General features: G+C 46.1%; 8 protein-coding genes. All 8 read left to right on the forward strand.

The genetic code is table 11. The annotated features are described in order from the left end of the window. A complete protein-coding gene (locus ACE99V_RS12690; RefSeq protein ID WP_400491454.1) occupies window positions 1–3,006 on the forward strand; it encodes a PD-(D/E)XK nuclease family protein in 3,006 nt (1,001 codons plus the stop codon). After that, the gene (locus ACE99V_RS12695) at window positions 2,999–6,241 is read left to right on the forward strand and encodes a UvrD-helicase domain-containing protein (RefSeq protein WP_400491455.1); all 3,243 of its coding nucleotides are present in this window, start codon (window positions 2,999–3,001) and stop codon (window positions 6,239–6,241) included. The genes ACE99V_RS12690 and ACE99V_RS12695 overlap by 8 nt, the downstream gene beginning before the upstream one ends. A gap of 12 nt (window positions 6,242–6,253) precedes the next feature. Continuing rightward, on the forward strand, window positions 6,254–7,006 hold the full coding sequence (locus ACE99V_RS12700; RefSeq protein ID WP_400491456.1) for a DUF4268 domain-containing protein: 753 nt from the start codon (window positions 6,254–6,256) through the stop codon (window positions 7,004–7,006). 212 nt (window positions 7,007–7,218) lie between these two features. Further along, the gene (locus tag ACE99V_RS12705; protein WP_400491457.1) at window positions 7,219–8,745 is read left to right on the forward strand and encodes a DUF8426 domain-containing protein; all 1,527 of its coding nucleotides are present in this window, start codon (window positions 7,219–7,221) and stop codon (window positions 8,743–8,745) included. A gap of 10 nt (window positions 8,746–8,755) precedes the next feature. Then, on the forward strand, window positions 8,756–10,024 hold the full coding sequence (locus ACE99V_RS12710) for an McrC family protein (RefSeq protein WP_400491458.1): 1,269 nt from the start codon (window positions 8,756–8,758) through the stop codon (window positions 10,022–10,024). Between the two features lie 69 nt (window positions 10,025–10,093). Further along, window positions 10,094–10,987, forward strand: a complete 894-nt coding sequence (locus tag ACE99V_RS12715) for a hypothetical protein (protein WP_400491459.1) — start codon at window positions 10,094–10,096, stop codon at window positions 10,985–10,987. Next, window positions 10,984–12,696: a hypothetical protein gene (locus ACE99V_RS12720; RefSeq protein ID WP_400491460.1), complete on the forward strand. Its 1,713-nt coding sequence runs from the start codon at window positions 10,984–10,986 to the stop codon at window positions 12,694–12,696. The genes ACE99V_RS12715 and ACE99V_RS12720 overlap by 4 nt, the downstream gene beginning before the upstream one ends. Window positions 12,697–12,707: 11 nt before the next feature. Further along, window positions 12,708–13,700, forward strand: a complete 993-nt coding sequence (locus ACE99V_RS12725; protein WP_400491461.1) for a hypothetical protein — start codon at window positions 12,708–12,710, stop codon at window positions 13,698–13,700. Window positions 13,701–13,956: the final 256 nt, after the last annotated feature.

The raw sequence follows: 13,956 nt of genomic DNA on the forward strand, positions 1-13,956 counted from the left end.
ATGAATCCGTTGTACCCTCAACTGGACGATATCTGCAAGGCATATCCATTCCAAAAAAAGATCTTGCTCGTTCCCTCCCATCGGTTGGGGAATCAGCTATTGCAGTCGCTTGTTCTGCAGGGGAAGTCGTATCTCAACCTTTCAGTCGATACGTTGGAAAATCTCGCCCTTCAACATTGCAAACAGCATATGTTCGTACATAAACTCCAGCTTGTTCCGGTCACACTGGCCAAACATTATTTGTTTGGCGTTCTGGAAAAGCTTCAATCGACCAATCAGCTGGACTATTTCCATGAGACGAAAATTTCCCCCAGCTTCGTGCATGCCTTCCATTCTTCCTTGATGGACTTGAAGATGGCGGGCTTTTCACCTGACACAATCTCCGTTCATCATTTCGTCAACCCAAAGAAGGGGATGGACATTAAGCGTATCCTGCAAGCGTATAACGATCATCTGCAGCAGCATCACTTTCTCGATGCAGCAGATCTCTGCAACCTTGCTCTTTCACTGCCTGCTGCAAGCAACGTACCGATCATCTTTCTCCTGCCCTCTCATCAGCAGTTGTATCCATTGCAACAGAAGTGTCTGGATCATATCTCTAACGCAACCTACCGTTTGTTGGAGCCGGCAGCGGTGCAACCGGAAGCAAAAACCAACAAGGATCGGCTTTTCTGGTTACACGATATCACAAATTCCGGGGCACCTTTCCAGGATGAAACGGTCCAGCTGATCAAGGCATACGGTGAAAGGAATGAAGTAAAAGAAACGTTCCGCCGAATCAAAACACGAAACATTCCGTTTGACCAGTGTGCCGTTTTCTACACGACACAGGATCCGTATGCGCAGCTCTTTTATGAACTTTCGGCGCGATATGAGATACCGGTTACGTTTGGAGAGGGAATCAACATTCGCAACACCCGTCCAGGTCGTCTTTTCTTCACCCTGCTTACCTGGATTCATGATCGGTACAGCCAGGTTCATCTGCTCCGATTACTGGATAGCGGGGATTTTCAGGTGGACGATTCGTGGGGACTCAGCCCGCGAAAAATGGGAAGAATGCTGCGATCCGCCGGAATCGGATGGGAGAAACAACGATACGTGCGCCAACTGGAGCAACAGGTTGCCCGCTGTTTACAGAAAAGCGCCGATGCGGAAGACGAAGAGAAAAAAGCATACTACCAGCAAAAAGCAGAACAATATTCCCGACTTCGTGACGTCATGGAGAAGTTGTTTTCTGGTCTTCCGGAGTCCGACAGAATGGAATCGGTGCACTATGGGGCGTTCACTGCAGCGCTGCTTCGAATCATCGAAAAACACAGCCGGGTCATCAGTGAACGGGATGCCGAAGCCAAGGCAAAAATGGAAGACGAACTGACACTGTTGAAGCAGTATGCGGATGAAGAAATGCCGTTAGAAGACGCCATTCAAAGGCTTCAGGACACCATCGGCGGGCTCCGTGTCGGTGCTTCCGGTCCAAAACCGGGTCATCTGCACGTCGATCATTTTCGTGCAGGAATGTACCAAGGGCGCAAACATCATATCATTGTGGGCCTGGATAACCGCAAATTCCCTGGTAACAGCAGCGATGATCCTATCCTGCTGGATAAGGAACGGCAACTGCTCGGACAAGCACTTCCGCTGCGAGCCAACCAGACAAAAGAACGTCTTTTCGAAATGGAACAATGTATGCGGAACACGACGGAATCGCTGACGTTGAGCTATTCCTGTGTGAATCCGCTAGAAAATAAGGAACTATACCCCGCCGCGATCATGTTGCAGGTATATCGCATGCTGACAGGGGATGAAGCAAAGGATTACAGCCAATTGATCCGCCACTTTCCTACAGTTGATGGGTATATACCCCATCAAGAAACCGTTTGTCTCGATGAGAATGACTGGTGGTTACATCAAGTCATTCGGCAGGGAGTGACCCAGCAGGCATCTGATACTGTTCTACAGTTATATCCGTTTCTTCAAAACGGGCAGATGGCAAAAGAGGCGAGAGAAAAACCTTTTTTTACCCACTATGACGGTCGGGTACAGGTAAATCCGGGAGAACTTGATCCTCGACGAAACAAGAATCTATCCTTATCGCCGAGCAAACTGGAGACATTGGCTTCATGTCCGTATGCATTTTTCATCGCACACATACTTGGCGTTCAAAAACCGGACGAGTTGGTTTATGACCCTGGTGCATGGTTAAGCCCAACAGATCGAGGCAGTCTGTTGCATGAAATCTTCGAGCGCTTTCTTCGTGGATGCAAGGAAGAAGGCATCAGGCCAAAGGTAGAATCTCATCTCCAGCCATTGCAGCACCTTGCCGATGAGATTCTGGCTGCCTACAAGGAGATCGTTCCACCGCCCAGTGAACTTGTTTATGAGAAAGAACGGAAAGAGATACTTGGGTCCTGCCAGGTGTTTTTGCTGATGGAAGAGGATATCGAGTCTGAACCGGAACATTTTGAGTTGCTTTTCGGCAAACAGACTACTCCAGTCGAGATCCCATTGCCTTCGGGCTATTCGTACTTCATCGATGGGAAGATCGACCGCGTAGACCGAAAACCGGACGGGACGTACTCAATCGTGGATTACAAGACAGGAAGCACGTATGGCTATTCGGACAAGGAGTACTTCAAGGGAGGAAGGCAGCTCCAGCACGCTCTCTATGCGATCGCTTTTGAAGAATACTCGCGTATGAACGATCCGAACAGCACAGTTGCAGTTTCGGAGAGTGGATATGTCTTTCCGACGCGAAAAGGGGAAGGAGTTCGTTTCCTGCGACCTCAGCAAAAACGGGAAGAGTTCCTTCACGTGAACGAAAATCTCCTGGATATCCTTGCAAACGGCCATTTTACCATGACCGACGATCCATCCGACTGTAAATACTGTGATTTCAAACAAGTCTGTAACCGTCACAAGATTGCGGAAGAGGTACTGGCGGAAAAACGAAACGATCATACTGCCGTAGGGCTTTCCGCATTCAGGGAGGTAAGAACTTATGAATAGACCGATCCCCCCCGACCAAGCAGCAAGGGACCAAATAGAAAATCAACTGGAAACCAATTTTCTCGTAGAGGCAGGTGCCGGGTCAGGCAAAACCACCAGCCTCGTCAAGCGAATGGTTAATCTCGTTCTCTCTGGCTACTGCAAAGTAAATGAGATGGTGGCCATTACCTTTACCAGAAAAGCGGCTGACGAATTAAGGGAAAGGTTTCAGTCGGCGCTGGAAAAACGCTATCGCGAAGAGCAGGATCAAACGAAAAGGATGCTGCTGGGACAGGCTCTGGCCAATCTCGATCAATGTTTTTTGGGTACCATCCACTCTTTTTGCGCAAAGTTGCTTAGAGAACGTCCCATCGAAGCGAAAATCGATCCGGCGTTCCTGGAGTTGGATGAATCGCAGGACAGACGGATCAAGGAACTTGTCTGGCATCAGTATTTGCAGACGGTCAGTGAAAATGAACCTGATCAAATCGATTTTTTGAATAGGTTGGGAATCAGTCCACTCGATTTGAAAGCTGCTTTTCTCGAGCTGGCAAGATACCCTGACGTGGAGATTGTGCGGGATGAAATCGATGAGCCAAAATGGCGTCCGGTACTTTCCAGCGTGATCGGCTTGCTCCGGGATGCGGCCCGGGCGATCAGGGAAGAAATATTGAAGGATAATCATACGTTTGAGCACAATATTTTGCGATGCTTGCGGCAATTGCGCTTTTTAGACGAGGAAAACGCCGGAGATGTCATGAAATGGATCGGAAGGCTAAACAGAAAGCCGAAGGCCACGCAATATTGCTGGACATCAAGAGAAGACGCGAAATATTACGAAGCCAAATTTGCCGAAGGTATCGACTCCCAGATTACTCCGCTCGTCACGAGATGGAAAGAGTATTGTCACGCTCCTATCATGGATTTCATCATGCCGGCCATCCAGATGTACGGGGACTATAAACGGGAGAAATCCTTGGTCAATTTCGAGGATTTGCTGATGAATACAGCTTCATTGCTGCGGAATCATCCAGAAGTTCGCGTGTACTTTCAAGACAAGTTTCGAACGCTTTTGGTCGATGAATTTCAGGACACGGACCCGATTCAAGCACAAATACTGTTTTATTTGACGGGCGAAAATGTCTATGAAACGGATTGGAGAAAGGTTGATCCGAAAGCAGGCTCTCTCTTCGTCGTGGGGGACCCCAAACAGGCGATTTATCGTTTCCGGAGGGCCGATATTGATACCTACAATCAGGTGAAGCAACTCATCAGGCAAAGTGGTGGCGAAGTACTTTCCTTGACGGCCAATTTCCGTTCCGTTCGTTCCATAGCTGATGTAGTGAATCCTGTATTTCAAGAGATGCTTCCGGCCGAAGAAAGCCGATATCAAGCAGCTTATCAACCTCTGAATGCGATGCGTGAAAATGAAGCGGGAACGGTATCTGGAGTTGTTAGATACAGGATCCCGGCTGACTACACCAAAAAAGAAGAGATCATCCAGCAGGATGCGGAAACCATCGCAAAGTACATCAGATGGGCGATGGATGGCAATCTGTTGCTAGCTCGCACCGAAGAAGAAATAGCACGGGGAATCTCTCCGGTGCCCACGCCCAAAGACTTCATGATTCTTCTGAGATACAAAGATTCCATGGACGTTTACTCACGGACTCTGGAACGGTACGGTATAGCGAACATCATCTCCGGCGGGTCATCTTTCTCCCAATCGGAGGAGATCCATGAACTGTACAAGCTTGTTCTGTTTCTCGGAGATGTGGAGCATAACCTGAATCTGCTTAGTGTGTTGAAAGGATCGTTTTTTGGACTGAGCGATGAAACATTGTACCAATGGAAGGTTTGTGGCGGCTCCATCTCTTTGTTTACGGAGATTCCTGCCGATCTGGCGAAAGAGCACCGGCTTATCGTAGAAAGCTCATTGCTGAAACTGCAGCAGTATTCTCAATGGACAAGGAAATACCCACCCATCGTGGCCCTGGAAAAGATGATAACGGATCTCGGACTGATCCCTTACGCCGCATCCAATGAAATGGGGAAAAACCGAAGCGGTTATCTGTGTCAGTTGCTCGAGTTGTTACGTGGTCCGGCGGGAAGTGAGATTTCCCACTTTTGCGATATAGCTGCTGTCGTAGAGACTTTGCTGGATACGGAAATCGAAGAAGAGCTGAACCTCCTGGGCGAAGAGCTTGATGCGGTGAGGATCATGAACCTGCACAAGGCAAAGGGACTGGAAGCGCCTGTTGTTTTCCTGGCTCATCCAGCCAAGAAGATTGATCCAAAAGACAGGATTTCCAAACACATCACACGGGACGGCGATATTCCAAAAGGATACTTCACCATTTCGGTGGAAAAAGGAGATTTTCACCGGGAAATCATCGGTCAACCGCCGGATTGGGAAAACCATGCCGAGGAGGAAGGCCGCTACCTGGAAGAGGAAGAAGCACGATTGTTATACGTGGCGGCGACTCGGGCCAAAAATCTGATGCTGATCAGCAGCAGCGCGAAGGATAACAAAAAGAACCCGTGGGCTAGTCTCCTCACTCCGAATGTTGCCGAGATCACGATCCCTGATGCTGTAATTCCGCAACCGGTAATGAATGAACTGCCGATGACGCCAGATTTGGTACATCATGGGAAAAAGGTGTATGAAGACTGGCACTTGCCGATGCAGATGCCCAGCTATCGTCTCACGTCCCCGACAGAAGCAGCGGAAGAAAAAATGAAAGACCTTCAGATCGCACGGGAGACTGGCGGCGGAAAGGTTTGGGGGTCGATTGTCCACCGGATCTTTGAAGTGTTTGTTCAGAACAAAGGCGATGTGCAGAATATGGACACATTTGTCGAGATGATGCTTGCGGAGTACGGAGAAAAAATGGAAAGAAAACAGGAGCTTCTCGACATCGTGAGCCGCTTCGAAAAATCCGGGTTATGGAAACGGATCTTACATGCTTCGGAAGTCTATACGGAAGTGCCGTTTTCCCTGAAGGAAGAAGGGGAAGTCGATCAGATCCTCACGGGTGTCATTGATCTTGTGATGAAAGAAGAGCGCGGTTGGGTGACCGTTGATTACAAAACAGACCGGGTTCAAGACAAGGCGGACATAGACCGACTGATTGAACATTATAAACCTCAGGTCCAGACCTACGCTCGTGTCTGGCAGCAGTTGACCGGCGAAGCGGTGGCGGGAACCGAGATCTATTTGGTGGAAGAGGATCAAACATACTCCATCAATAAGTAAACAAAAAAGGGAGTGGTAATTGAAAATCAACTGGATAAGAGTGATCATAAGCATCTTGGACAATTGGTAACCTATGCGGCCGGTCTAAACGCTTCCGTTATTATTTGGGTTACCCCCTATATTGAAGACGAACATCGAAGAGCCATTGAATGGTTGAATGAAATTACCGACGATCAGGTTAACTTTTACCTTATCAGACCTGAAGTCATTCGAATTAATGATTCCCTTCCTGCTGTGAGATTTCATGTTGAATCGGCACCGAGTAAATTTGTTCGCCATTTACGGGAGGCTTACAAAAGAGATGAGGCTCCACGACACTCGTTCCGCAGAATGTTTTGGCAGGAGATGTTTGATTACCTGGCTGATCACGGTTATCCAAATACGAAAGGACGTCAAACAACTTCAGATTCCTGGGTTACATTCTCAGTAGGAAAATCGGGAGTTAGTGCAAATGTTTGTATGGGTCAAGGATCCAAACTTCGTATTGAGCTTCTGCTGAATTCACCTTCCATGGATCAAAATGAATCAGCTTATGTAATATTGAAAAGTAAGCAATCAGAAATAGAAACTATTTTTGAGAACGAAGAAGTGGTATGGGATCAAATGGAAGGGGCCAAATCTTTTCGGATAGCTGTCAATTACCCGTATGACAAAACACGAGCGGAGAATGACGGAGCATATAGGCAAGAACTATTTTCCTGGATTGCACCCAATCTGGAAAAAATGCGCCAAATCGGAGCCGAATATCTTGTAAAAGGGAAATAACCTGGAGGAACAGGGAAGCTATCAAACACGAATCTGGTTCGCTACTTAGATAATTTGTTATCTGCCATGAAAGGATTTGCAGACAGAGATGATTTTCGCGTGTTTCTTGAAAATACTTCCACGGAGGAAATGACTGACAACCTTACCGAACTTTTCGCTCATGGGTTAACGACTGAAATACGCAAACGATATTCCCTGAAGGAGACAGCCATATGAACCCCAAAAATACCATCTTATACGGTCCTCCGGGCACCGGAAAGACTTATCATGTCATAAACAAAAGTTTAGAAATTCTTGATTCTACGTTACCCTCCGACTTGTTGGAGAATCCCAGCCAAAGGGCAGAGGCAGTCAGACTCTTCAATAAATATGTAGAGAATAACCAGGTTACATTTTGCACCTTTCATCAATCATACAGTTACGAGGAATTTGTAGAAGGAATCCGGTTTGTTGAGGAAGGACAAGGGTTTGAGATCAGAGACGGTATTTTTAAAGAAATATGTGCGGCAGCTCGGACGAACATTTCTGATCGAAAAACGGTCTACGATTTTGATCCGGCTGACATCGATTTCTTTAAAATGTCCCTTGGCAACGTCAAGGAGAACAATGACGACATATACAATTACTGTATCGAGAATAATGTCATCGCGCTTGGCTGGGGAGGAGACGTTGATTACACCAATTGCACCAATAAACAAGCCATTCAAAATGCGTATCTGTCCAAGTATCCTCATGGTGAATCGTTTGGAATAGAAGCAATGGAACGATTTAAGCATTGGATGAAACAGGGCGATATCGTCATTATTTCATATGGAAACACCCAGGTAAGAGCGATCGGCAAAATCGTCGGCGACTATTCGTATAACCCCAATACCGCCATTGATTATAACCATTTCCGCGCGGTGGAGTGGCTTTACAAAGATGTAAAGATTCCTGTTCAAAAAATACTTAGAGAAAAGGTGTTTTCTCAGCAAACCATATATATGTTTTACAAAAAAGATATCAATATGGATGCCCTGAAAGAACTGCTGTCAACCAGCGAAAATATACGTCAACATAATCCGCAATATGTCTTGGTGATCGACGAGATCAACCGTGGGAATATTTCCAAGATTTTTGGGGAGTTGATCACTCTTATTGAACCAGACAAAAGGATAGGAAGTATCAATGAAACGTGGGTTACTCTTCCCTATTCCGGAGAAAGGTTCGGTATCCCAAATAACGTACACATTTTGGGCACAATGAATACGGCTGACCGATCCATTGCTTTACTTGATACAGCACTCCGACGCCGCTTTGAGTTTATCGAGATGATGCCTGATTACGACTTGCTGCCAGAGGATGTCGAAGGCATAAATGTTCGGAAAATGTTGCAGGTCATGAACGACCGTATCGAATATCTATACGATCGTGACCACGTGATCGGTCATTCGTACTTTATTACCGAAAACCCAACAGTCACATTTTATATTCAAGTGATGTTGAAAAAGGTAATCCCGCTGTTGCAGGAATACTTCTATGAAAACTGGGAGTACATCGAACTGGTGTTGGGGGGAGCAGGAAAAGTAGGTGATGATTCCTATTTTCTTACCAAATCGGTCATGCAGTCAGACAAGCTTTTTTCTGTGAACGCAAGAATTACGGAGCAACAAAAACTCCGTTATATGGTTCATCCAAACCCGTCTCCGGATGCATTACGTAACATTTACAAACATGTTGGCAAGGAAATAGAAGAATAGGAGAGGGGATATGAAACATCTGGTTGTAACTGAGTGTTTTGACTCTATCCCCATTTCTGATACGGAGACTGCTGCGCTTTCCTCCGTCGAAGCAGAGGAATTGAGAAAGTTTGTCCATGCTAACGAGTTGGATGAGGATAACATAATCATCTCCAGACACCATGTAACCTTTATAAACTATGTTGGCTTTATTCAATTAAGCAGCTGTTCGATCGAGATCCTTCCGAAAGTTACCGGTAGCGATATAGGACTTTCTCGTAAAGTCCTGTTACGGATGTTGGCGTGTACGGGTTATTTAGATATTTACGAATCAGAGCTCAGTCAATTATCCTTCGACAAGCACAATTTGTTTGAGATATACGGATATCTGTTTGCCAGCAGATTGTACCGGGAACTGGTAAAAGGACCTCATTACAACTACATGACGGAACAGGAGGACTTGCAGCGAGTCAGGGGAAAAATTAACATGCGGGCCCAAATGGTTCACTCCGCCCGCAAATCAGCAAGTGCTTGCTGCATGTATGACGAATTTCAAGTCAATAACCCATTAAATCAATTGTTTAAGGCAGCATTAGTCCAGTTGGTGTATCGAGTGAACCACATGCGGACTCGTAATCTCATTTCAAATTGCTTGTTAATCCTTGATGAAGTTGACCGCGTTCCCGGATCTCGACTGTTAGGACAGGCTGTTCATTTTAACCGGATGAATAAACGGTTTTATCACTGTTATGTTTTGGCTAGGATGTTGCTTAATCAAACAGTGACGATTACGAATCTTGGTTTTCATAAAGGTGTTTCCATATTATTCAAAATGAATGAACTTTTTGAAGCATACATCGCGTATTTGGCAAAAAAGGTGGCAAATAAAGTTATTGTGAAGGATACCCGGTACAAGTTGTTGATTAACAACAACTCAAGGCGGGGGGCTTTTCAATTGGAACCTGACTTGTTCATTTCGCTGGAGAATAATCGGAACATGATTATCGATACAAAGTGGAAGATGATTTATAGTTCCAAATCTAGGCACGGGGTAAAGAGGGAGGATTTTTATCAGATGTACGCCTACCTAACCCGATATAAAGAAGTGGAAACGGTTGTTCTTCTGTATCCACACCATCCGTGGATCACCTCAGAAAGTGGCCGATGTCTTGAATCGTGGTCACTGGAAGACAATCCAAATAAACAGTTGAAGGTATTTTCGATCAGCTATGAAGATGAGGTAAGAGCGAAGGATGAACTAACTCGCATAATTTTTGAAAACAATTCATACCTGTTGTGAGGTTGCACAGCAAAAGGTAGATGACGAATCTTTCCTGGAGAAGAAAATGGTTCGGAAGGAGATTCAACCATGGAGATGATCGACTTCTCATCCGTAAAGAATCAGCATTCGATCAAAAAAGGAATCTTGCGCAGACTGCCGGACTGTTACGAGTACTGTTTTCTGCCGGACTATGAATTGAAATATGACTCGTTTCAAAGCCAGAGCATTCAAATGCTGGAATTCTTTTTTACGTTGTTGGAACTGAAAAACAAAACATTGTTCGTCTCCGTACAATTCCCGTTACATTACGATACGGACCGGATCCAGGAATTCCTGGAGTACTATACGTTCAGTTACGATGAGAATGATGAAAAGGGCTATTATGTGAAAAATACGCTGGAGATCGTTGAAGGGAAGTTGTTTAAAGGAAAACCACTGGTCATTGGCCGACGTGGAAGGAAGAAACTCTATTATGACGTGTCTGATTTTATCGAAGTGACGGCACAATATAACCAATACCACCAGATCGTCAACACAGGACAGGCTGAAATCGTTGACATGGTCAAGAAGAAGCCCGTCATCATCCTGAATGGAAGACGTATCGATACAGTGCCGCGGATTGATTTCGATCTCTCCAAAGATTTGATACTTTCCAATGGACAGTTTATTGTTGCCGATTACCTGGACGACTATTGTGGTAACATCGGATTTTACAGTGCATCAGATCCCGCCATTCCGGTCAGTTATTACCTGGACAACGACACCCCTGTCTATATACAGATCGATGAAGGGGCGGACGGCAGTAAAATTTGCGTAGTTAAGCAAAAATATCATCTTGATCACCTGATAGATAAGGAAAGAAATCGAATCAGTCAAGCAAGAGAAGATGGGGATTTGGATGATTGTGACAAGGATGACGTGTTGGGTAGAGAGTATCCGATGCTGGAAAAAATAAGAAATAGAAAAGGGCAACAAAGATGATTATCCTGGATGAATACGCGGGAGAAAGACATCTCGTCTACGAATTCGTCAATCATGTTCACAGGCAGCCGCTCGTTGTCAACGACCAGCCCATTCATCTCTTTATCTGGGGGTATGAGCTCTGGATGCCCGAAGGAGGAAAACAGGGAGGAGCAGGGATAATAGATCTCATGGCTACGGATGATCAAGGCAGAACCTGGCTGATCGAAGCAAAGCACAGCTTGAACTTTGAACTGCGCCCCGAAATTTGGGAGTATCAGGTGCTAAATTACAGAAAAACCCTGCCCTTTCTTCCTGTAGAGAAGATCCTCCTCAAAACACACAAGTATCTCACCGGCACCCCTGCTGAGATCACACCTCCGTTTTTACAGGGCGGATGCGAGAGTCTATTGGACGCCTTTATCAAATGGCAGGCGAGACTAGGTGTTGACGAACACGAACAGAGAGCACACCAACTTTACGAACGAACCCTCAACAATGTCAGACAGGAGCGAGTGATCTCCACGATTCTTGCGGATGTGTTCAGGCAGGAGGTCTGGGAAGCAAGACCGACTGACGGCCATGCGTATGCGTATCTGGTCAGTACAGGAGTCGGTAATGATTACAAAGCCGAACTCCTCTTGACCGAGCCTGTACACCCGGAAACCGGGATCCAGATGCAAGTGACATCACCAACCTGGGCTGAATTATGGGAACAACAAAAACAGAACCAACAGCTGCCAACTCCAGATGTGATCCGTTCCCTCCTGTCGGAAAGTGCGGTCAAGTTGTTTGATGACTGTTTGGAAAACATGAAGTCCTTCGGATGGAACGGAGAGTATAGTCTGAACAGTAAAAGTTTTGTGGTTCGCATTCCCACTGTATATGGTAAGAACCTCAAACTGCAGATGGGTTTAGTCGACTATGATGCAAGAGGACTGACCTTGCAGGAAAAGCTCCCGGGTCATGCCGGCTTTAAATTTGACATTGACCTTTCCGAGTTTCGGACAGACCCCCGGTCTCAAGATGTGGCCCTGTCAATTGCCTTGCGGTTTATCCAGGAGGCTGGCTACCGGGCAAGAGGGGCCGGCCAAAGATTGGGGACAAGGGAACTGTCAGAAAAAGAGCGTAACAAATGGTCTTGGATCCTTCATCATGACGGTGAGGCATGGCGTGACTTTACCGGAAGACAGGTTGACCATCAGCATTTGCTCCAGGTGTGGACGATCCTCCAAGAAATCATCATTCCGTCGGGACAAACACACGGTAGCGATCAGCGCAAGCATGCCACGCGAGTTGTCTCCACCATGCAGGATGCTCGGGAGCTTCACATGTTTATTCAGAGCCAATACGAAAACGCTCCCGATATGAAAAAACTGTTTATGGCTATGCAGCTTATGCTCGAACAGGCAAATCTGGCGATGGTGTATACGGGAGCAAAAGAGACGGTCGAGATTCGATTGCGCGACCCGAGCTATCCATATGCCTTCGGATCGATTCAGTATTGCCGGCCAAAATCAGGAGAATATCTGGAATTGCGGTTTAAGAGAATTCACCTGCAGCACGTGAATGCTCTTGAAGCGATCGATCAACTGCACGACAATCCCTATCGCAATGATGTGAAAAGTTCGAATCCGGAAGCGGTACGCTTTCATTTTAAACAATTTGATGATCAGGCATCTGAATTGATTTATCGTATTGGAGATATTCTGTGGACGTTTACAAGGTAGGGGGGATCAGCATGAAGAAAAATACACTGGACGAATTGCTGGAAGAGGAACTGATATGGGAAAGACAGGAAGGCGAAATGGACCTTTTTACATGGTGGGAAAAAGGGATTCAACTATACAGAAAGCTGTTAAGTCTGGACCGGGATAATGAACGGTTCAAAATTCAATTGGCCAATCTTCTGTTGAAGGCCGGCGGAGACCTCAAGATGAGGCAGCATAATTTCAATCGGGCGTTGAAGTTGTTTCGAGATTTAACTCAAATGGAACCGGAGCATGCCATGGCATATTACCGGTTAGGATTTCTCTATTATTACAAACAGGAATGGAGAAAATCGATCCGTCATTTTGAATTCGCGTTGCGGGCCAGACCAGCGGAACGGTCTCATCAGATTCATCGGGAACAACAGATGAAAGCCTTATGTTATCTGGCAAAAGCGTATCAGAAGATGAGCCTGTCCGTATTTGAGCAGGCAAATGAAATGTTTGTAGCAGAAAGCGATCCTGCCGTGGCTGATGCGGTCGATCCGTTTATCGAAGAAACCAAGAGAGATCTGTATTCCTACGGGGAGTCAAAACCGTATGTGATGGTTACGCAAGATCAAACGCTATCTCTACATGAAGAAGAAGTATTGAGATATCAGTCGGAAGAATTGGCAGCCAATGAAGTTCGACTGGATTTTCTGGGAGAAGAGATTTACCTCATCTTGCCCTCACATGTCCGTATCGAACTATCCGAACAATTGGGCAAGCTGCTCCGATTTCTAATGGAAAACAAAAGACCAGTTTCTGCACAAACCATTCGAGAAAACATCTTTCCGGATTCAAGAAGCGAATCCATTGTACGCCGAACGATCCAAAGGCTGCGCAATGCCCTTGATCATCCACGATTGCCAGTTGATCTCATTCTAACCACCATTTCGGGCTATCAATGGAATTGGCCGGGAGAGTATAAAATCTTCTACCGGAAAGATGATATTTTCCTACAAGACATCATACACTCCTAACTGCCACGGGCCTAGAGCTCGTGGTTTTCTTAGTGTATAAGAATTTATAACATTGGGACATCGAATACAGCCACAAGGAAAGTGTTCGGGGCCCCGCCCGGCGAAGAAAGGGACCCCACTCGGCACAGCGATAGCTAACGCCGAGTGGGTCGAGGATAGCTAATGCCGGGTGGGTTTTCTTATCGTGTAGGAAAGTTTAAGGGCTTCACCGTGTGAAAGCGTCCTGAAATAAACTTTCCGGAACGCATAAAAAGTT

The sequence above is a fragment of the Brevibacillus soli genome (assembly GCF_044759095.2).
GTDB lineage: Bacteria > Bacillota > Bacilli > Brevibacillales > Brevibacillaceae > JBIYSM02.